Origin of the sequence: Acinetobacter junii CIP 64.5, assembly GCF_000368765.1 — a bacterium.
In the GTDB taxonomy this organism is placed as follows: Bacteria; Pseudomonadota; Gammaproteobacteria; order Pseudomonadales; family Moraxellaceae; genus Acinetobacter; species Acinetobacter junii.
In genome coordinates, this window is record NZ_KB849654.1 from 657,851 (window position 1) to 680,003 (window position 22,153).

At 37.3% G+C, this 22,153-nt stretch carries 20 protein-coding genes and 1 pseudogene; 3 read left to right on the plus strand and 18 right to left on the minus strand.

Annotated elements, in window-relative coordinates; translation table 11 throughout:
- Nucleotide 1 precedes the first annotated feature (1 nt).
- The 5 genes and pseudogenes from F948_RS04715 to rpe form a co-directional block, all read right to left on the minus strand.
- Nucleotides 2-496 (minus strand): hypothetical protein, encoded by a 495-nt coding sequence (locus F948_RS04715; protein WP_004960556.1) that lies wholly within the window; start codon nucleotides 494-496, stop codon nucleotides 2-4.
- Nucleotides 497-578: 82 nt separating this feature from the next.
- Nucleotides 579-1,478 (minus strand): copper resistance protein B, encoded by a 900-nt coding sequence (locus F948_RS04720; RefSeq protein WP_004960558.1) that lies wholly within the window; start codon nucleotides 1,476-1,478, stop codon nucleotides 579-581.
- Entirely contained in the window at nucleotides 1,465-3,333 is a 1,869-nt protein-coding gene (locus tag F948_RS04725) for a copper resistance system multicopper oxidase (RefSeq protein ID WP_004960563.1), read from the minus strand. The genes F948_RS04720 and F948_RS04725 overlap by 14 nt, the downstream gene beginning before the upstream one ends.
- A gap of 76 nt (nucleotides 3,334-3,409) precedes the next feature.
- Nucleotides 3,410-3,809 (minus strand): annotated as a pseudogene (locus tag F948_RS04730) (hypothetical protein).
- A 393-nt stretch (nucleotides 3,810-4,202) separates the two neighbouring features.
- Complete coding sequence (gene rpe, locus F948_RS04735; RefSeq protein ID WP_004914382.1) at nucleotides 4,203-4,889, minus strand: ribulose-phosphate 3-epimerase; 687 nt, start codon at nucleotides 4,887-4,889, stop codon at nucleotides 4,203-4,205.
- A gap of 181 nt (nucleotides 4,890-5,070) precedes the next feature.
- Here rpe and F948_RS04740 point away from each other — a divergent pair, with 181 nt between their 5' ends.
- A complete protein-coding gene (locus F948_RS04740; RefSeq protein ID WP_004960569.1) occupies nucleotides 5,071-5,349 on the plus strand; it encodes a DUF2218 domain-containing protein in 279 nt (92 codons plus the stop codon).
- A gap of 28 nt (nucleotides 5,350-5,377) precedes the next feature.
- Here F948_RS04740 and fghA read toward each other — a convergent pair whose 3' ends face one another.
- The 7 genes from fghA to F948_RS04775 form a co-directional block, all read right to left on the minus strand.
- Nucleotides 5,378-6,220, minus strand: coding sequence for an S-formylglutathione hydrolase (fghA, locus tag F948_RS04745; protein ID WP_004914389.1), 843 nt, complete (start codon nucleotides 6,218-6,220; stop codon nucleotides 5,378-5,380).
- Nucleotides 6,189-7,634: a C13 family peptidase gene (locus F948_RS04750; RefSeq protein WP_004914392.1), complete on the minus strand. Its 1,446-nt coding sequence runs from the start codon at nucleotides 7,632-7,634 to the stop codon at nucleotides 6,189-6,191. The genes fghA and F948_RS04750 overlap by 32 nt, the downstream gene beginning before the upstream one ends.
- A gap of 211 nt (nucleotides 7,635-7,845) precedes the next feature.
- Nucleotides 7,846-8,649, minus strand: a complete 804-nt coding sequence (locus tag F948_RS04755) for a class I SAM-dependent methyltransferase (RefSeq protein WP_004960571.1) — start codon at nucleotides 8,647-8,649, stop codon at nucleotides 7,846-7,848.
- Nucleotides 8,649-9,470 carry an undecaprenyl-diphosphate phosphatase gene (locus tag F948_RS04760; protein ID WP_004960574.1) on the minus strand — a complete coding sequence of 274 codons (822 nt, stop codon included), beginning with the start codon at nucleotides 9,468-9,470 and terminating at the stop codon, nucleotides 8,649-8,651. The genes F948_RS04755 and F948_RS04760 overlap by 1 nt, the downstream gene beginning before the upstream one ends.
- Before the next feature lie 8 nt (nucleotides 9,471-9,478).
- Complete coding sequence (gene tsaB / locus F948_RS04765) at nucleotides 9,479-10,171, minus strand: tRNA (adenosine(37)-N6)-threonylcarbamoyltransferase complex dimerization subunit type 1 TsaB (protein WP_004960577.1); 693 nt, start codon at nucleotides 10,169-10,171, stop codon at nucleotides 9,479-9,481.
- A gap of 143 nt (nucleotides 10,172-10,314) precedes the next feature.
- Nucleotides 10,315-10,845 (minus strand): gamma carbonic anhydrase family protein, encoded by a 531-nt coding sequence (locus tag F948_RS04770; RefSeq protein WP_004960582.1) that lies wholly within the window; start codon nucleotides 10,843-10,845, stop codon nucleotides 10,315-10,317.
- A gap of 29 nt (nucleotides 10,846-10,874) precedes the next feature.
- On the minus strand, nucleotides 10,875-11,489 hold the full coding sequence (locus tag F948_RS04775) for a CoA pyrophosphatase (protein WP_171057523.1): 615 nt from the start codon (nucleotides 11,487-11,489) through the stop codon (nucleotides 10,875-10,877).
- Nucleotides 11,490-11,616: 127 nt separating this feature from the next.
- Between F948_RS04775 and F948_RS04780 the strand changes: the two genes are divergently transcribed.
- Nucleotides 11,617-12,165, plus strand: a complete 549-nt coding sequence (locus F948_RS04780; protein ID WP_004914410.1) for an NUDIX hydrolase — start codon at nucleotides 11,617-11,619, stop codon at nucleotides 12,163-12,165.
- Nucleotides 12,166-12,197: 32 nt separating this feature from the next.
- Here the strand turns inward: F948_RS04780 and filF are convergent, their stop codons facing one another.
- The 6 genes from filF to filA all read right to left on the minus strand — a co-directional run bounded on the left by filF (nucleotide 12,198) and on the right by filA (nucleotide 20,280).
- On the minus strand, nucleotides 12,198-14,168 hold the full coding sequence (gene filF / locus F948_RS04785) for a putative pilus system protein FilF (RefSeq protein WP_004960590.1): 1,971 nt from the start codon (nucleotides 14,166-14,168) through the stop codon (nucleotides 12,198-12,200).
- Between the two features lie 20 nt (nucleotides 14,169-14,188).
- Nucleotides 14,189-15,385 (minus strand): putative pilus assembly protein FilE, encoded by a 1,197-nt coding sequence (gene filE / locus F948_RS04790; RefSeq protein WP_004960593.1) that lies wholly within the window; start codon nucleotides 15,383-15,385, stop codon nucleotides 14,189-14,191.
- Nucleotides 15,385-17,049 (minus strand): putative pilus system OmpP1/FadL family transporter FilD, encoded by a 1,665-nt coding sequence (filD, locus tag F948_RS04795; protein ID WP_026057382.1) that lies wholly within the window; start codon nucleotides 17,047-17,049, stop codon nucleotides 15,385-15,387. Before filD ends, filE begins: the two co-directional genes overlap by 1 nt.
- A gap of 12 nt (nucleotides 17,050-17,061) precedes the next feature.
- A complete protein-coding gene (filC, locus tag F948_RS04800; protein WP_004960605.1) occupies nucleotides 17,062-18,183 on the minus strand; it encodes a putative pilus system protein FilC in 1,122 nt (373 codons plus the stop codon).
- Between the two features lie 31 nt (nucleotides 18,184-18,214).
- A complete protein-coding gene (filB, locus tag F948_RS04805; RefSeq protein ID WP_004960611.1) occupies nucleotides 18,215-19,048 on the minus strand; it encodes a putative pilus system C39 family peptidase FilB in 834 nt (277 codons plus the stop codon).
- Between the two features lie 287 nt (nucleotides 19,049-19,335).
- Entirely contained in the window at nucleotides 19,336-20,280 is a 945-nt protein-coding gene (gene filA, locus F948_RS04810) for a putative pilus system protein FilA (protein WP_004960615.1), read from the minus strand.
- Nucleotides 20,281-20,803: 523 nt separating this feature from the next.
- Between filA and pabB the strand changes: the two genes are divergently transcribed.
- Nucleotides 20,804-22,147, plus strand: a complete 1,344-nt coding sequence (gene pabB / locus F948_RS04815) for an aminodeoxychorismate synthase component I (RefSeq protein ID WP_004960618.1) — start codon at nucleotides 20,804-20,806, stop codon at nucleotides 22,145-22,147.
- Nucleotides 22,148-22,153: the final 6 nt, after the last annotated feature.

The window sequence follows — 22,153 nt, forward strand, 5'->3', positions numbered from 1 at the left end:
CTCATTTATCCCTTTTGTTTCGTATCGCATTCATCCATTGATTTAAATGCTGAAATATAGTCTTCAAAAAAATCTGGAATTGGTAAAAATAATTATGCTTAGATGAATCTATAGATTCCTCTTGTATCGAACCCTTATGTCGATCAATCATGATCTGAATCGGTTCGTAATGCGACATGGTTTGTTGCAATTCCACCCTTAAATTCAAACACTCAAGTTTATAAGTGAGCAGAGATAAATCATCTCGATGGTACAACGTGAGGTGCTTACAGTTTAAATCTATATGATGCTCGATTAATACTTCCGAGAAAGGAATTAATGCTTTTCTGATTCGTTGTACATCCTGATCATGTTTCATCAGAGGAATATAATAATAGCTCACCTGCATAGAACTATTATTGCTCCGCTGTGAATCTGAAAAAGACGATTGATTGCTAATCTTTTCGAGGGAATCTGTTATTACTGTTATTTGATTGTTTTGTTGTTCTAAAGCCATTTATACACCATCAATGACTCAAAAAAGATACTGTTAGTATAAACCAACAGTATCTCAGTAAAGTGACTTTTTAGACAAAGTATCAGAACTTTAGCGTTAATCCCGTAGCATATAACCAACCCTTTTCACTTTCAGAAGCAGCTTGCCATGGTGTTTGCTCCGCACCTTTATGATAAGCATATGCTACATCTACAAAAGGCATAAGTTTTTTATTGATCTCATAACGCACTTGTACTCCCGTTTGTAGTTTAGATAACCCCGATTTCTTTGCATATTTCGATTCATCACTCAATACCACATCTGCATTCAAATAGGGTTGAGCAATTAACTTTTGTGTAAATAGCAAGTCTCGACTGGTTTCTAAACTCAACTGCCAACGCTGATCTTGTCCAGCAAAAACATAAGCTTCTGTTTCAAAGAAATATGGTGCTAAACCATGCAAACCGAATACAGCACTCCATTGATCTTGATCTAGCTGATGTTCTGGTTGATATTGATAACGTACACCCGCCTGTATATCCCAAAAATCTGCAATATTTCGGCTATATAAAGTCATTGCTTCAGTTTCAGCTTTTTCTGATTCAGCCTTCTCAACATGGGCTTTGATGAAGATTTTATTTTCATCTGTACCCACCCATGTTTTTAACTCGGTGCTTACACTACCCTTACCATCCTCATCTACCGCCCAAGCATTTTCTAAACTGGTTGATTGGTATATTTGCCCGCCATGCTCGTCATGATGGCTATGCTCTGCATCTTGAACATCGCTTGAATATGCAAGTTTGGACTGTTCATGTTTGTGATGATCTGCCTTTGACGTTTCCATCACAACCATCTGTTGCTGTGAGGCTTGATTCATCTGCAACATTTGATTATGAGCTTCATGGGCATGAGCAAATCCTCCCAAAGAGGATGCAATACCACTCACCACGATCAACTGTGTATATCGTTTCATCTTCGAAGACTGCTTAATGATGTGCATGGCTTTCTCCTATCGATGGTTGAACTGGTGTAGATGTTGGTTGAGTGGCTGTTTTTGCCTCATTGACATTCGCAACAATCAACTTACTCATCATTCCTGCACTCATGTGATAGAGCAAATGACAGTGAATGGCCCACTCTCCTAATTCATCAGCTGTCAGTAATGCAGTTACGGTTTTACCGGGTGGTACGATCACGGTATGCTTATTTGGCATATCGGCTGCGCTTTGTCCATTTTCTAGCTGCATAAACATGCCATGTAAATGCATAGGATGTGCCATCATACTTTCATTGACAAACTTCAAGCGAATTCGCTCACCGTACTGTACTTTCAATGGTTCAAAATCTTTATCACTGAATTTTTTACCATCAATTGTCCAAATATATCGTTCCATCGTCCCACCTAAACGAATCACGAGTTCTCTTTCTGCAGCACGCGTATCCGGCTGAGGAGTTAATGCTCTTAGATCAGTATATTGCAATGCTTTATGGCCGACAGGTGTGGATGCATTTGCCCAACCTTGAACAGCTTGTGGTTTATGTTGATTTGTTACGGACATAGAGGATTGTTGCTTATCCGAATGATGATGCATTTCGCTCATATTGATGTCGGCATGAGATTTATGGTTCATATCGCCCATATCCATTTCACCATGCGCATTATGATTCATTGCCATCTTACTCATCTGAGTATGTTGGCTATGATCCATTTTAGACTTATCCATTTCAGCATGCTGGCTATGATCCATTTTGCTCGTTTCATCTTGCGCATGCGCTCCATGTCCCATATCGTCCATGGTCAATAATGCACGTGGACGCGCTGCCGGCATCGTCACGGTCTGTTGTGCTGGCTTCATCTCATTCTGCAATGACGCGATTGCAAAACCAGAACGATCAATTGACTCTGCTTGGATTTGATAATGCGTTTGAGTTGGTTCAACAATTACATCATAAGTTTCTGCTGCACCAATTCTAAATTCATCGACTGGAACAGGTTGGACAGGCTGACCATCAGCACTGACAACCATCATTTTTAAATTAGGAATTCGCACATCAAAAAAAGACATCGCCGAAGCATTGATAAACCGTAAGCGAACTTTTTCTCCTGCTTTGAAAGCACCTGTCCAATTTTGTTGTGGTGTTTTCCCATTCACTAAAAAGGTATAGCCAGTGACATCCGATAAATCAGTTTTCAGCATGCGCATCTGATTCCACATCGAACGATCTTGCCATGTAGCTTTCAAACCTTGATCTTTCACTTGTGACCAAACATCAGCGACAGTTTCTCTTTGATTTTGATAGTACTCCGCTGATTTTTTTAGATTTGCCATGATCTTGTCACTTTTCGTTTCATGGAAATCGGAAAGCATCACTACATAATCACGTTCAGCATTCTCATGTTTGGCTACAGGCTGTTTTCCTTTGGGATAAATGACCAAAGGACCATATAAACCATCCTGTTCCTGACCTTTACTATGTGCGTGATACCAATAAGTTCCGTTTTGTCGTACTTTAAAACGATACTCAAAACTACCATTTGGCTTAATACCTTTAAAGCCATTGAAGCCCGGAACACCATCCATAAGCCCTGGTAAAAGTAAACCATGCCAATGCAGAGAGGTGTCTTGATCTTTAAGTTGATTATGGACATGAATGACCGCTTCATCCCCTTCTTCGAACTCCAGCAAAGGCGCAATAAATTTGCCATTCACTGTAATTCTTTGAACAGGTTTTCCTGTGACATTCACCATCTCTTGGTTGATATTAAGATGATACTCTTTGATTGCAGCCATGCTATAGGGCGCGAATAAGAGACCGAAACTCGTAATAACGCCAGCATATAATTTTGAAGACATGAAATAATCCTAATCTATTGATTCATCAAATTTCCCTAACTATAAGAAGTTAAGAAAAGACTGAGTGGCTGATAGATTAGGCTTTGGGAGGACGAAGAATTTCTTGCCAATATCCAGCTAAGTGTCGAGCTTGATATGCTGTTATTAGATGAACAGGTCGTTCAAAAACAGATAAAGCAGATAGTTCAGGTATATTTTGATCGAGTGTAAAACTCACCGTTTGACAATGTGATGGATGATTACAATCTTCACAATGTTGCTGATTTGGCACTTGTTGGTCATGACATTTACTCAAACTCGTCATATCTTGATGTGCCATTTGCATTTGATGATGCTGTTCACTTTTCATTTGCATCTTGTGACACGGCATATCCTGAGTAGTTACAGTGGATTGCTCAGTATGAATTGCATGTACAGCTGCAATGGCGACATTACCCCCCCCCGATGAAAAATATCATCAGGAACACAAACCACATATGTTTGTATCTTTTGAGATGTAGCACTGAATATTCCTATCCACAGATCAGAATCTTTATCTATATTAAGCATAAGTTGTTTCATAGTTATGCACAATCCTGTTTATGTTCAAATTATGCAATATTCAACAACTTTAAACAGAGTGATGCTGTTTTATTCTACAATATTTGCAAAAATCACTCATGAGTAAAAATAGAGCAAAATAAATAATTTAGCGCACAAAAAAAAGGACAAAAACTTGTCCTTTTTCGTTCAAACTGCTGTGAATATAAACAACTGAAATCATTTTGTTTATTTTAACAACATCTTATCCACTCGCTTATCAACACGGTTATCCACGTAGTTATAAACAAAGTTATCCACAGCCCAATGTATATAATAGGTTAAATAGACTAAATTTGTTTTGCACCAACTTTAGCCAACTCTGCACGCATTTGGTCGATCACTGTTTTGTAATCTGGCTGACCAAAAATTGCTGAACCAGCAACAAACATATCCGCCCCAGCTTCTGCTATTTCTCGAATATTTGCAGGTCCTACACCACCATCCACTTCTAAACGAATATCACGACCACTTGCATCAATAATTTGGCGTGCTTGGCGAAGTTTTTCTAATGTCATCGGAATAAATTTCTGCCCACCAAAACCAGGGTTTACACTCATTAATAAAATTTGGTCAACTTTGTCTAAAACATAATCAAGATAATGTAATGGTGTCGCAGGGTTGAAGACCAAACCTGCTTTTGCACCACCTGATTTAATCAACTGCAAAGAGCGATCAATATGATCTGTCGCTTCTGGGTGGAAAGTAATGATATCGGCACCTGCTTCCAAGAAGTCACCAATCATACGATCCACAGGAGAAACCATGAGGTGTACATCAATTGGTGCTTTGATACCGTAATTTTTTAATGCTTTACAAATACCTGCACCGAAGGTCAGATTCGGAACATAGTGATTATCCATCACATCAAAATGTACAACGTCTGCGCCTGCAGCTAGAACTTTTTCTACATCTTCACCTAAACGAGCAAAATCAGCAGATAAAATTGAAGGAGCAATGAGATAAGGCTTGGACATGGATAACCTGACAATGACGAAGGAATGATTCCGTGATTATAACAAATTCATACTGTTTAGGGCTGTTAGAAAGTGATTATTCGAGCATTGCAAACATGCAACACCACGTTGCAGAGTTACTATTTTTTTATCATTGGTTATTTGCTAAGGTAATTTTCGATACAAAAAATGAAGTCGTATGATGAAGAGTACTACACAAATTGAAACAGTCGAAGGTAAACGAATCGCTAAACGTTTACTCAATCACTGGAAACATAAATTTGAAGTTGAAGAAACTGAAATCTATTCAAAAATTTTGATGCCTACTGCAACGGTGACACTCACAGCACAACAGGAATACTTAGAGGTTATCATTGAAAATCAACAAGATGATGTTGAGCGCCTAGAGCAAGTTGTAATAGATCATTTGAATCGAATGGCTCAGCAGGAATTCGCTGCCAATTGGACTCATCAAGAATAAGAAGCTCATTATGAGCTTCTTTCAAAGATTAAGCATTCTTTTCTAATTGAATAGCATGAAATTGCAAATGATCATCGATAAAGCTTTGAATAAAATAGTAACCATGATCATAGCCTTCATGCAAACGTAAAGTAATATGCTGGCCAGACTCTAAACAAGCTTGTTTAAATTTTTCAGGATTTAACTGCGCAAAGAATTGGTCTTCTAAACCTTGATCAATCAGAATTTCTTCAAATTGAGCCCCTTTCTGCTGCACTAATGCAGTTGCATCGTGTTCTGCCCAACGTTGTTGATCCTGTCCTAAATATTGACTAAATGCCTTTTCACCCCAAGGGCAAATACTTGGTGCGCAAATCGGTGCAAATGCCGAGACCGATCTAAAAAGTTCTGGGTACTTAAATGCTAATGTTAGGGCACCATGACCACCCATTGAGTGTCCAAAAACTCCAACCTGATTTTCAATGATTGGAAATTCTTGCAAAACATGAGCATAGAGTTCATCAACAATGTATGACTCCATTTGATAATGCTCAGCCCAAGGTTGTTGAATCGCATTAATATAAAAACCAGCACCCTGCCCAATATCCCAATGATCGCCTTGAGCAACGTGCTCTCCACGTGGAGATGTATCAGGAGTAATCAAAATAAGACTTAATCTTGCTGCCATGCGTTGTGCATGTGCTTTTATTGCAAATGTTTCTTCAGTACACGTAAGCCCTGCAAGATAAAAAAGCGCAGAACAAGGTTTGCCATCTAAAGCAGCTGGTGGGAGATAAACACCAACGCGACTTGAGCCTTTGAGGTGTTGTGATTCAAGTTGATAAATCCTTTGTTCACCCTCAAAACAACGATTTTTTTGCAGTAGCTGCATGTTGATCATCCTGTGTTTTTGTAATGTCTGTTGTTGTAATATTTTGAGTAGGGAATAAATATGGTTCTAATTGCGGCAGCATGAGTTCCATATTACGACCAATTGACCATTGTGGTTCAGATGGCTCAAAACCTTGTGCAGTTTCCCACTGTGTCACCGTTTGTTTGGCTTGTTCGAAGGCTTTTTTCATTGAAGACTGTTCACGCATCGCCAAATCAAAAAAAGCTCGACCGAAATAAGTATAATCTGCTTCATTATTACAGCCAAAAGAAGTCTTATCCGCTGCTGATGCGGTAATAATCAATGTTTCTGGAGACTGTAATGCAGGAATAAAACTTCCAGAATAACATGCAGAGATTACAATCACTCGCCAACGAATACCTGACTTATCCAGAGTTTCACGTAACCATTTTGGATCGACCTGACCTAATTCAAGTGGTGCATTTTCTAGTTCAAAATGATTTTTTTCACCATGTGATGTCATATAAAGAAATAAAACATCACTATCACGATTCATCTGTTGACCGATACGGCGCAAAGCAAGCTCGATACTTGTCTTTGAAGCTATTGGTACTTCTAAACGCGTGGCAGGGTTATTGACCAGCATGATAGAACGGTCGACAGTTCCAAAGCGTGTATCAAACTGCTCTTTTATACGCTCAACTTCAGATTTAAAAACATCCACATAACTATCACCTGCAACACCTAAAAAGTACCAGTGACTTTGGGCAATGTCGCCATATTGGATGTTATCTAATGCTTGTTGCAATAAATTACTCTGAGCATAAAAGGCTTCCTCTGAAAAGCTTGGAGGAGTTTCTTCGACTTTCCAAATCGGTTGATCTTTCACCGATAATTGCCAAACCACCATCGTTGCAATCGTTGCGATAAAAACGAGAGCTCGCTCCCACCAAGGCCAATTCAGCGCACGTGAGAACACCCAAATTACGGCTAAACTTTGCCAAACAAATAAAGCCACAAAGAATGGTGGTAAAAAACCATTATAGATACTATCAGGTATGAAGTTTAGATATCCATTCGATCCTAAATACTGAATCAAGCACTGTAAGAGCAAAATATTGGTATCAAGAACCAACCAGAGTAAAGCAGGCACTAACATCAAACGTGCTTGGTTCATCCGTTGAGATAGAAAAATCCCGACAATCAAGGCAATGAATGGCCAAAGCGCATAGCCAATGAGACCTTGAGGGTTAAAATCACCTACTTGACCAGCTACTAACCAACTATATAACGAGTTTGTACAGCCACCTAAAATCCCCCAAAGGATCAGCTGAGTGATAGAAGGATGAACCACTTGTAATGAACGGCGGGACCCGAGGAACAACCACATTCCAGCAATTTGGTTACTTTTGAAATCATGCCAGATATTAATGGAGGGTTTGAGATCTATCATAGAATTCTTCGGGAGTATCTCTTCTTAAGCCTAAACTAAAAAATATGCCAAACGTTATAGATTAAATGTCGCTTTTTCAAAATCGTTAATATATGCAACCGTAGTGTAAGCTTAGCAAGAATTTTTTAGCAATCATGCTTTTGAACTATATCACAAATTTTTACCGAGCATTGACCTAAGCCAAACAATCATCTGATAAAAAGACTCAAATTTAACCTTTTGGAAAATAAGCATCAAATCGACAAGCATCCCCTAACCATTGATGATCAGGATGTTGTTCAGCAAGATAAACTGCATGGCGTGGTCGTTTAACAATTACTCTTTTTGCAATTTTCTTAGCTAAATCGAGTAGTTGATCACCCAAATCCATTTCACCATCTTCGGGTAATAACATATGCAACAACTGCATTTGTTTTTTGACTTGTGCCTGTTTTTTTATCGCTTGCTGATTTTGATCACGCTGGGGAAACATCGGATCAAGATAAACAACATCTAGATATTCACCTTTCTGTGCTAACTCATTTAAATAGCAATTTGAGTCTGCATGTATAAGTTGAATGCGCTGCATAGTGGCTTGTAAAAAAGAATCTCTTTCGGCTTGTGCCTTAGCATATTCCAGTAATACAAATAAAATTGGATGTCGCTCAATTAAGCGTACATTGGCACCCAAATGTGCCATAAGCAAGCTATCGTGTCCCAACCCTGCGGTAGCATCAATAAGTGTTGGTTTCTCTCCAAGTTGACATGCCCTCGCTATCATTTCTGATTTTAAACTTGCTCTTTTTAAACGAGGAATTTCAGCACACCAATCGGGCTGCATTTTCATGCCATTTGCACTGAGACTTAAACCATCTTCGTCCAACACCAATGCCATATCTGGATTCAAACGTAAAAATCTTGAGTTAATTTTCTCTACAACATGACCCTCAAGTTTTACATCTAGTTCAGAAAAACGAGCTTGAAGTTGCTGAAATGATTGTTCATATTCTGCTTGATACCAACATATCATTCGCATTACCAATGCACCCAACCTGTCCACCATGTTGCAAGTATAAATACCCCAAAACCGATACGATAATACGCAAATGCCGTAAAATCGTGTTTAGAAACATATCGAATCAAGGCACGGATCACGATCAAAGCAGAAATAAAAGCAACCACAATTCCAACTGCAAGTACCGCTAAATCATTACTATGTAAATCATTTCGCATTTTATACATATCGAGTAAACCTGCACCCATCAATACAGGAATACCTAAGAAAAATGAAAATTCAGCGGCAGCTTTACGTGATATCCCTAAAAATAAAGAACCAATTATCGTTGAACCCGATCGTGAGGTACCAGGGATCAAAGCAAAACATTGAATTAACCCAATCAACGTTGCTTGTTTAAAAGTCAAATCATCCACTTCAGAACTGACAACTAAATGCTTGCGTCTTTCCGCCCAAAGAATAATAAAACCACCAACGATTAAAGCGATAGCAACAGTAATGGCATTAAATAAATAAGCTTTAACCACATCACCAAATGTTAATCCAATGATCACAATAGGAGTTGAAGCAATAATTAAATTTAGGCTTAAACGGCGACCTTGCTCCTGACCTTTCATTGCTCCGATCAGAGCACCCCATAATTTTCCCCAATACTCATAAATGACCGCAGCAATCGCACCGATCTGAACTGCAACGGCAAACATATCTCTTTTTTCTACAGTCCAAAAATCTAGCAACTGTCCAGACAAAATAAGATGACCTGTACTTGAGATGGGTAAAAACTCTGTTATACCCTCAACCAATCCCATTATGGCTGCTTTAAATAGCAATAAAATATCCATAACTCACCTTAATTTGGTTTACCCTGATCAGCAATTTTTTTCCACGCATCATCACGTAAATAAACTGGCAAGGCATGTTCTGCATCAACCCATTTTTGTTGAGTTGCATAAACTCGTGCGATGGTTGCGATATCGTGCGCAGTTGCTTTGATATCAGCAACAGTTTGATTTAAGGTTTTAGATTCATCTTCTTGCATAAATTCTATGAGAGTTGAACCTGAACCAATTGGTGTAAACTTACAGTATTCGCTAGCACGCTCATAAGCTAATAGTTTTTCTTCATCGATTGCTTGCATAATACCAAACTGATCTAAGCTGTAATTTGCAATATACACTTCTTGCATTCGTGCATCTAAAACAGCAGAAACTTGTTTCAAACCGGTTAGTCGATATGCTGCTTGAGCTAAAGCTTGTAAAGTAGAAACAGGTATAACTGGCAAATCATGCGACCATGCTAAAGCTTGTGCAACTGCAGCATTGATGCGCACACCGCTAAAAGAACCAGGCCCTCGGCTAAATGCAATTGCTGTTAAATCAGAAAGTTGTGTCTGTGTCTGAATTAAAGCCTGCTCTGTTAAAGGCAAAATTGTTTGAGTTTGTGCCTTTGTTCGCTCATCCAACTGAAAATAGAGTTCTTGTGTGTCATCAATTAGTGAAACTGAACACTGCTCATTTGCAGTTTCCAATGCAAGCAACTTCATGCAAAAACCTTGGTATAAAAGAGATGAAAAACGTCGAGTATCATACTCCACTCAGACATCATAGGCGAGCTGTTCTATTTTTATGGATACAAAAAAGCCAAGCATTCACTTGGCTGAGTTCATATCAATTTATCTGAAGTGCTTTAGAAATTAAACGCTTCTAAATTTAGGAAGTTTTTAAAATGCTCGGCATAATGTAAGGCACTCATTCGTAGTTTAACCGCACCTTCATCATCTACAGTTTTAACTATTTTACCAGGTGAACCCATTACGACAGAATTATCAGGGATCACTTTACCTTCTGGAATTAATGCATTCGCACCAATAATACAATTCTTACCAATCACAGCATTATTTAGAATCACCGCATTAATACCAATTAAAGAATTATCACCGATGGTACATCCATGTAACATCGCCTGATGGCCAATCGTAACGTATTCACCAATATTCAATTCAATACCAGCATCTGTATGCAAAACTGCATTCTCTTGAACATTCGAGTAATTACCGATTCGAATTAAACAGTTATCCGCCCTAATAACAGCACCAAACCAAACACTGACTTCACGTCCTAATTCTACCTGACCAATCACAGTTGCTGTCGGTGCAACCCAACCATCCCAAGGTTGTTGAAGTGCTTTAGGAGTAAATTCTTTATATTTGTACATCATTTTTAAAAACTCTACTTTTCAAAGTGAAATTAAAACTTAGCTAGACCAAAGTTAGGTGGATTAACTAGAAATGGCCATTTTTTTTGATAGCCTAAACCGTATTGGAATAATGAAACGAGCATTCTTGCGGTGAGACCCCACACGACTTCGCTTTCAACTTGCATGCTTGGAAAATATAAAGATTGACGGGCTAATCTAACTTCATAAGGTAAAGGAGGAGCATCGATTAACTGTTTTAATGGTACAAAGAAAATGCGATCAATTTCTGAGGGCTGTGCAATAAGGTTTACTTTCGCAGGGATTAAGCCAACAATTGGTTTAACAGACAATCCACTCCGTGCTCTTTGAATCGGTAAATCACCCAATAATTTAACATCGAAAGGATTTAGTGCGGTTTCCTCTTGAGCCTCACGTAAAGCAACAACAATATTACTGGTATCACTAGGGTCACGTTTACCACCAGGAAAAGAGACCTCACCTGCATGTTGAGATAAATGAATTGAACGACGTGTCAATAAAACTCTAGGCTGAGTCTCCTGCGTAATTGCGATTAAGACTGCTGCATCAGCTTGTTGAATTCGTCTGGAAAATCGCAACCGTTGTTCTAATAGCTGTATTAACGATGCCTCTTCCATGCTACTCATCCCTCTTTGAATGCTTTTCTTATCCACCAACATCATAGCCGAAATTTTACTGAGGAACATAGCTGATCCTAATGCGAATTCACAAAAATTCAGTTATGCTGAGTTATCTCTAGGATTGATGATAATTATGAGCTTTTGTGTAGCGTGTGGACATCAAACTGAAGCAAAAATTCCATTAGGTGATCATAAAACACGTCTTGTATGTACAAATTGTGGCAATATTCATTATGAAAATCCCAAGGTTATTTGTGGTGCTTTAGCCCTATGGGATGACAAAGTTTTACTGTGTCGACGAGCAATTGAACCGCGCTATGGGTTATGGACCTTACCTGCTGGTTACATGGAATTATTTGAAACTATGGAACAAGGTGCAGCTCGTGAAACACGTGAAGAAGCGGAAGCAGAAGTCGAAATAGAACAACTTTATTGTATGTACAATATTCCGCGTATTGGACAGATATACGTATTATTCAAAGCACATATTAAACAAGGTTTCTTTGGAGCAGGTGAAGAAAGTATTGAATGTCGTTTATTTGAAGAACATGAAATCCCATGGTCTGAACTCGCATTTCCAAGTGTTGAACAAACATTGAAACACTACTTTTCTGATCGTAAATCAGGAACATTCACAACTCATCTAGAAACGTTGGGTACTCGTTTAGACCATACGGGTTAAAAAAAAGACCGCTTAACGCGGTCTTTTTTATATTACGACTTAACTTTAATTGCCTTACATGCTGGGATAGATTGATCTGCAATCTTAATACTTACCGAACCAGAGAAACGTTTCGCTAATTCACGTTCTTCTGCTGTAGGAGCTACGTATTTATTTTTTTCCTCTGTGGTCAAATCATCATATAAACGATTATATACATCTACAAAATATGCATAAGTATTTGACCATGTCACTGTATTATTTGAGAAATTCGTTAAATTAATGCCCGTTGCTTGACCTGCAAGAAGGTTATTGATATTGATTTTCGCCCCAGTGCCTGCAGTTACGTTCAAGCCAAACATTACTCCATTGATATTTCCAAACTTAGGATTAGACAATATCGCTCTCACACTGATTGATTTATCATTCGTTGAAAATAATGTCGCTCCCGTTGTACCAATTCGGAACTGTTTTTGATCATTACTATCTGTGATTGAACCATCACTATTCACTGTCTTCACGCTGCCACAAATACCAGACATATCTGTAGCTGTTGAATTCGCTTTGATATCTGTACGTATATCACCATTTTCATCAATGACAATTCCTAAATCGACTGGAGCTAGGTTTGCTTCATTGCTGAATCTGAATGTTAAAGTAGCATACAAAGGGAAGATATATTGCTGATTTGATGCAACATTATTTCTAGTTTTAAAAATGTCTTTAGCTAAATAACTCGAAGGATTAATCTTAACAATATCAACAGTTCCATTATAGTTAGTACTTGATATAGACTGTTTCCATAAACCAAGATGAGTTGTGTCAACGGTATCCGTATCTTTGGCTTTAATCAATTGTTTATAAAAGTTAGTTGTACCAGGTATAGTATTTCTATTGATTAGCTTACCTTGATATATCAATAAGTCTTCAGCTGAATTATTTTCTGAAATTTTAAAACGTAAAGGTTTATTTGTATTTACTTGCATATTAATCGGGTCAAGCCAATCCTTTTGCGCATCTACTTGTAATTTAATTGGTTTTACCTTTGTAATCAAGGTAATTGGAGCAACAACCAACCCATTCGTTATAGTTGCAGCTCCTTTCCATTGCTGACCATCACCAATCGTATATCCTTGTCGATCAGACAATAAGAAGAAAGCGCCCATTGAATGCAATAGATTGGTGTCATTATCTACGCATTTTGAAGTCAATTCTTTATTACAACCGAAGAACCCATCTGGGCGGAAATTATTAACACTTGTACTTTCACCACCAGCTTTATATGCCGGTAAATCAGCTTGCCAAACACCCGTGTTAACCAAGTTTAAAAGACGAATTAATAGAGCATAGGCTTGGTCGTCAGAAACTTTTGATACATCTAACCAGGGTTGTAAAAGTGTAATATATTCGCCAGACAATAATTCATTAACACCAATATCTTTAGTGACATTCACTAATAAATCTTTCTTCTCTTCAGTAAATTCTATCGGTTGTATATCTCCAACTACATTGTCATTTCTTTCAACGCCCAGACTATGCATAATTCGAATCAGCGCAACAGCAACTCGAATAGTTTCATCATTTTTATCAAGAGAATTTGGCATCTTGCCAGTTAATGCCGTAGCGAAATCTATTACTCGAATATGTGGAAGAGTTGCTGTTTTTAACTTAGAAATTGTATCTAACTTAATCGTACCAAGGTTGATTTTTCGAGCTGAAGAACCTTGAATATAAAAACTTGCTTCATCCCCTAGCTTACATGCTCCAGTAACAATATTACCGTCTAATTTAGTCGCAAAATGATTGATTTTATCCGTACTACAATCAAAATTTATTCCAGAAACAGGATAATCAAGCACAAATTTCAGACAATCACTTGCTGACACGTCACAACTTGTATTAGATGTAACACCATCAACGCCTTGGTTTGGATCTTCATTTATTTTAGCACTTTCACCACCACAAGCTGTCATCATTGCAGCAATTATAGATAGGCTTAATGGTAATATCGTTTTTTTATTCATACTAAAATTCATCCTAATATTTACTGTATAACAGAGATTTTTATCTGTCCTTGATTTGAAAGCTCTTGTTCTGGTACATCAACTGCTGAGGCTAATGGTGTCATCATTACATAGTGTGCTGTTTCTGGGACACGCAATACACCTTGAATGGCAGCATGCTTGAATGTTGTTTCATGTACAGTTTCATTTTTGAAACCACTAACACCTTCTTGGATACAACCTTTTTTATCTAAGAAGATAACAAGTGGCCAATAATACACTGGTTTATTATTACTGGAGGCATAGGAATCAATCTGAATATATGTAATCGGATTGCCTAGTTCAACTAATTCGTATTCAAATTTCTCTTTTAGAGGTTTTCTTGGCCATAAACCAATATCTTTATTAAGACTAAGCTTTTTAATTGATTTTGTATAATTTTCAATAAAACAACGATCTTCTTCAAATGCTAATGCTAAGTCTTCTGGTGTTAATCTTACATAATTTGTAGAAAGTGTAATCGCTTTACTCGACTCGATTGGGCGACTCATTATGCGATCTAACATTGAGCGACTAACCCCTTTTTTACGCTCAATAGTTTCTAAACGTCCACTCCCATCAGGCATAGTATAAAAACGCTTTTTCCCTTCTAGATTAAATTCTTGACCTTCTAAATATTCATTATTTACATATGACACACCATCTATACTGGTAAAACCATCTTTTTGCTGTGCAGATGTATTGGACTCTTTTTTCAGTTCTTTATTATTGATTGGAGTAACAACTTTTGAATCTTTTTCTTTTTGATTTATATCTTTAGTCTTTAGTTTTTTAGATTCTAATGTTTGAACAGATTTCGATTCTTGTGACAATGGAATCTCAATTGTAAGTGTCTTTTGGGACTCAACATTTTGTTCAACAATTGCTGGTTCAATCTTTTCTATTTTACGCGTATTACTTATGTCACTCTGTATATTTCTATTTTGAGAGTTAGACAGTTTTACTGGCGTTTCGACTTTATTTTCAATAATTTCATTGGGTAAGGTCGGTTCTTTCTCAATATATCTAACCTGAGATTGAAGTTGTTGTGAGGTGTCCTTTTTAGGCACAATCATTGGGCGTCCATCTGGGCCAATGATTGTATAGAACCCATCTGCATACACATTTTGTCCAGACACTATGCCAATACCAATTATTAGCATAGCGTATTTAGACATTTGAATATTTTTCTTAAGCATTACCATCTAGTTCTATAATTAATACCAAGTAAAGTGACTTTGGTATTTGTTTTAATATCTAAACCTGCGTACGGATTCAGTAAGATATTATCTACACCCGTTTTGTTCGCAAGGCTACTTGTATTGGCTGGAATATCATCACGACTACGTAAGAAACCAATAGATAAATCTAAATCTGTATCTTGATCAAAGCGATAGCCTACACCAAGCCCAAACAATTGTGCGTTGTTGATCGGAACCATTGTATTTCGTTTATCATCAGGAATTGAACTTGTCCGTGGTTCATAACCTATACGTAGCTTTAAACGATCCGTGGCAGAATATTCAAAACCAATCCCCCAACGCCACGAAGATTGGAATTTTAAAGGTAATGCTAATGAACGATCAGTAACATCCCCAGATAATAATTTCGCGACTTTTAATAATGATATTTGTCGATCAAATTCAAATTTAAACTTATCCCATGCAGAGAAATCAGTCCAACCAATATCGAAATTCATTTGTAAATCTGGAAATATTTTGTACTTTATACCTGCTTTAAAATGCTGAGGATATTTAAAATCCATCGCAACAAGACCAGATTCGATATCTGGTACAAATCCAGGTAAACCCAAAATTGCAGCAAGAATTTGTCCTGTGGCTGAAGAATTTAGTCCAGCGATTAGCTCTTGAGAAGCATTCGCATTATTTATAAGATACTTACCTTTTAGACGCATTTTAGCCTCACTTTGGTAAACCATACCAAAACTAAAATCATCTGTAGGTTCCCATAGCACACCTAAATTATAGCTAGGACTCAAAGACTGTTCTAAGGATACATCTAAAGCACCCAATTTATTAAATGGATTAAGACCCTCTTGAGCATTACAAATACCAAATAACAGTAAGTCAGTAATAATATCGCCATTGTCTTTAAATGGACCACAAACCACTTCATCTACCATACGCAACACACCAATCATTTCATTGGGGAAGCGTAAATCTGTCTTCATCGCAATCGCTTGATAAGACATACCAAAAGAGGCACCAATCGCTAAGTGATCATTCACCTGATATCCGAATGAAGGAGAAAGGTAGGTAATACGTTCTAAAGCAACTTGTTGTCCCATGAAATTACTTGGATTTCCATCCTCTGCACCAAATCCAGCAACTAGCGGTGCGTAAACTGCTGTTGCATAGGTAACTTTAGAACCAGGTGGTTTATAAGCTATACCCGCTGTCGGAGCTGCTAAAGGAGCATTAGGACCTAGATCAACAATTTTTTTAAGTACCGGAACATAAATACTGGCATATTCTACGTCACCAGAAACAGTACCTTTAAAGTCTGTACAGATGCCCGTTTCAACTTCTGGACCATCATTACAAACCAATGGATCGTCAGAATAACCGAAAACATTATAACCAGCAGGTGCTGTATAATCTCTTTTAATAGCAAAGTTCGCAAGAATACCTTGAACATCAGTTTGCAAACCATCAATTTTAGCAAGCGCAGCTGGGTTAAAATGAACGGCACTAATACCAGGTGGATCTGCGGTAACAGCATTTCCAAGTGATAAAGACCTAAGATCTACAGATAAGTCTTGACCCAACTGTGCATTAGTAAAATTCGAAAGTCCCGCGACTAGAATACCTATCGTTAAAGGACATAACTTAGGATATTTCACCATTGTCTCTCCTTAACGTAGTTTTTTACCAAAACCAATAATATCTAATGGGAATGAAAGTCCTAATGAAACATCTGGTGCATCTTCTGTTAAACCAATTCCAACAGTTCCATTCACGATTGTTTCTGGAGATACACGTACACCTAAAGCAAAAGAAAGAGTAGCACTACTTTGATCAGCAGATTTAAAACTTTCACCTTCGCTAAAATAAAATTTAGCACCAGTATTAAAGCTTTGTTGGTAAGACATCGTTAAAGATACGTCGTAATTGAACGAGTATGCAAAACCAAAAGCGAATCCACCGCTTAAACCTGGGTCAAAACTTTCTAGAGTTCTTTGATTACCACGCAATTGGTTTAAACCTGTCTCTTTGAGACCATAATTAGCAGAAACTGATGTAAATAAAACAACTGGATCAATATATTTACGAGTACTAGCACCAACACCTACTGAATAGTAGCCTTTACCAGTTGATAGTTCATCGATCCCTATCTCATAAGGACTATCACCTGTTTTGGTTGATAGGCTACCAAATAAAACCAAAGGGAGTCGCCCTTGTTTAAGTGGAAAAGGCTCCCAACGTGCTCCAAAGGATAAATCCCCTAAGCCTGCTGCAGTTTCATCTTGTAATAGCTCTTTTTTTGCAATAAATGGAACAGTTGCAGATAATGTTAAGTTATCTAATAAGCCATATTGAACTGTAAAAGTATTGGTTAATGTATGGTTTGCATCTTCTTCAACACGAAGCCGAGCTAAAGTACTCGTACTATCATCAGTCGCTAAGTCAAGGCGACTATCGCGATAATAGGTATAGTCAATATCATAATAAGATGAGAAAACACCTTTTTTGATTAAAGAATATTGACGTTCATTTGAAGTGAATACTTCTTGTAAATTAGTTTCCTTAGTCGCATCACCTTCTTGCTTCTGCAAAGCATTTGCAGCTTCACTTGCATCATTTGCAGAAGTGGTAGATGTAGCTTCAGCTACAACTGGTGTACTTTGTGTTGCCGACTCATTGATTTGAGTCTGTTCTACATTCGCAACTTCAGTTTGGTCTTCAGCATAAAGGGTCGTCGCTATAGCACTTAAACTTAATGCTAATACACTCACATTCATCCATTGATTGTTCATTATGACATCCTACATCTATTAAATTCTGAGATTATTTACGCTTATAGTACATACGCATGTATGTAGTGATCGGTTTATTGTAGTTCTCTGAGTTTGGATCAGCATCAAGTACCCTACGCATTGTAGAGGCTTTATCAGCAAGTTTCTCAAACTTTTGCGTAGGGAATTGAATTTCAGCCAAAGCATATCGATTGACTGTAGCATCATCTACGTGGCGCATGTCTTCATCTTTTAATGCCAATAGATTTTTGCGATATTGCTCAGGAACATCTACGATAAACAAAGTATTATTGTCCCAAATTTCTCGAAATCGAGTTTCATCAAAACTTATATTTCCAAGAGCTGGATCTGCAAGATACACGCGCCCATCTTTATAAGCTTTATAAACAACAAAATGTTTAAATCCTGCATAAGTTATCGGGACAATAGCTGGTTGCTTTAAAGCTGCTAAATCAGAGAATTCGCCACGATATCCGCCACTATTTAGACCTAATGCTGTTACAAATCGCTTCATATCTAAAAGAGAGAAACTTCTTCTTTCAATGATTCGTTGATATTCACCGTACTGAAGCAAGCCACTCATCGTTTGCTGTTCAGTTAGCTTTAAACCACCGTATCCATTTAAAAGTGTCGTCAATGCCGCCGAACCACAACTATAGTCATATGCTTGACGTACGATGCCTCGAAACTGATCTTCAACTGCTGGTTTTATAACAACCGCTTCTCGATGATTACGAGTAAATGAAGAATTCCTAGAATCTAAAGTTTCAGTATAATAAACTGTTCCTTCAGGTTTTTTTTCTATTTCAAAGGCTTGCGTTGTAAAGTAATACATCAATGCAGAGCCTAGAGCTATCTCTAACATAATTCTCTTTTCTTAACAGCGGCATGATTTGCCTTATTCATTTTATTCTTAGCGTCACTGACACTACTTCCCTGTGTGATGAAGATACCGTTTTTTATAAAAAAAAACAGCTTTTTTTTAGCTTTTTTTGATGAAATGTTATTTCTTTTACATATCTTCGTGTATTTCAAAGAAAATATGTAACGGCCTCACTTTCAAATAGAAAATTAATATCTAGCTTAAAACCACTTTCCTTCAAAGATTAAAAAAAGCGCAATAAATGCGCTTTTTTTAATCAACAAATCAACTTAGTAACCAGCGATTGTAATCTTAGTTTGACCAAGTTTCAGACCTTGGACTTCTACATCACCAATTGAAGCATTTGTAGAACCAGTCGCAGCAGCACCTAAACGTACAGCTTTAACATATATATCATTACCAGCTGCGCTGTTGTTCGTAATTTCTAAACCAGTGCTTTTAACTGAGATACCTAAATCAACATCAATTGCACCGCCACCAGCACCACGAACATGTAAACCATCAAGATAGATCTGACCACCACCAGCAGCATCATTGATACCTAGGTTAGTGATGTTAAGACCGCTTAGAGAAGATTTAACAAGAACCATAGCACCTTGTGGAGTAGCACCTAATTGTACGTTAGCTGCAACTTTACCCATATCCAATGTTAAACCAGTAAGGATTTGGTTCTCAGTTCCTGTCGTGCCACGACGGATATTAGCAGAAGCTAAATCAGGAGCTGCACCAGAAGCACCAATACTGATTGCACCCACTTTAACTCGAAGTGCTGCAACATTAGCACCGATATTTAGGAATGCGCCACCAGCTGCAGCATCACCAGCATCAGTATCAATTTTTAAATTAAGCAGGTTAGTTGATAGAGTACCATCAAAGTTATCTGCACCAGCAGTTGCCTGAAGACCTAGACCATCAATATGAATTGCACCCGGAGTTGCTTTACCACCTAAGTTCACACCATTAAACGCAGCAGTTGCAGCTAGACCGTCGTTATCATGTACGTATAAATCTTCAACCAAGATACCTTTTGTAACAGCTACAGGGGTTCCCATAAAGGTAGCCAAGTCTGCATTTACACCAGCACCAATACCAATATTGATACCATCTTGACCAGTAGCAGAGCTAAGTGCAGCATCATCCATCGCTTGCATAGCCATTGCATTTGCGCTAATCGCCATTGAAGAAACTAAAGCTAGTTTAGTAAACATTTTCATTGAGCACTCTCCCAAGAGCATTTATTTTTTGACTTACACTACTCTAAACTGTCCACTGTTGTTTTTTTCTTAAATGACAACTTGAACTTCCGATCCTTGAGTAGTTCGCTTAGCAAGTACTAAATTACCTGTTTGTTATTTTATGTTCAACTCCTGTTAACCGCTTTTTAGTAATAAACCGATAAACGGCATAAAAAATACACTACTGCATTACAACTCTTAGTCAGCAATAACATTGTGAATTATCTGTATATTTATAAGATCATTTTTTAAAAAACAAGTATACATTTCTCTCAGTTCTCCATTTATCTGAATGGATAAGATATTTACATAAATGTTAACAATGACACTTTTTGCCATTTTTATGAATTTAAATTACTGATAATGACAATTTTTATGAGATGAATCACAAATACAGTTTAAATGATTTTCGAATTACAACCTGTTTTTGAAAAACTCCGATGATTTCTCACTATTGTAGTACAATTATTTCTTATGATTTGCATGTGTTATTTTCAAGTTTATGAGCCAGTTTAAGCAAAAACTCAATATTTCATCTCTATCAGTCTCTGAAATTCTATTTCAGTTGAGAGAGTTAATTGGTTTGGTTTATTTGCATGATCAAAACTCACCTATTATTAGTTTTTTGCCAAAACATTATTTAATCTTCGAAAATTCAACATCAAGACAGTTCACTCAACTTGAGTTAAACCAATACCATCAAATTACACATCCTTTATCGATCATCAATTTTGTTCAGTTTAGCAAAAATCCAATATCAACCATCGAATCCATTTCTTTTAAAGGTGGATACATCGGCTTTATAAGTTATGACTATTGTTCAAACTTATGCGTTAAAACTGCTATGCGCTCTCAACCCAGTCTTTTTCTAGGTGAATATTCAAGTTATCTTAAATATCATAATGGTGAATGGTATTTCTATGGCAATGAAAAAAAATCAGTAAACACCTATAATTATATTCTATCCCTTTTGTCTAAAAATAAATCAGATCAACTTGAATCATTATCTTTACAGGATCAATGTACACCTCGTTGGTCTAAAACCAAGTATTTACAAGCATTTAGCAGAATTCAAGACTATATTAAAGCTGGTGATTGTTATCAAATAAATTTAACTCAAGAGTTTACAGCAAAAGCGAAAGGCTCCCTACTTAGTAAATCAAATGATTTTTGGCAATTAACTCATGCACCATATGCAGGCTATGTAAAAATTAATGAATTCGAACTTTTAAGTTGTTCACCAGAGCTATTCATTGAATTTGATAATAAAAATAAAATTAAAACTCGACCAATCAAAGGCACCATGCCAAGACACCAAGATCCTCAACAAGACCTTATTTCAAAAGAAAAGTTAACAAATTCAAAAAAAGATCAGGCTGAAAATGTGATGATTGTGGATTTGCTAAGAAATGATTTAAGTGTGTATGCAGAAACTGGTTCAGTAAAAACAACAAAATTATTTGAAATTGAAAGTTTTAATCAAGTTCATCATATGGTGAGTGAAATCACCGCGACATTAAAAGAAGAAGTTAATCCGATGCAAATGTTGCTATCAGCACTTCCAGGAGGCTCAATCACAGGGGCACCAAAGATTCGCGCAATGCAAATTATCGATGAGCTTGAAGAATCTCCACGCGGTGCCTATTGCGGAAGTTTAGGATATTTTAATTACGATGGTACAGGTCGCTGGAATATTTTAATTCGTAGTATTCAAAAAAATCAGGACAATCTTTCGATTTGGGCAGGTGGTGGAATTACTATCGCATCTGATGCGGAAGCCGAATACCAAGAATGTTTTGATAAAGTTTCTGCCATGCTTGATCTACTCAATACATGGCAGAAATAAAATAAG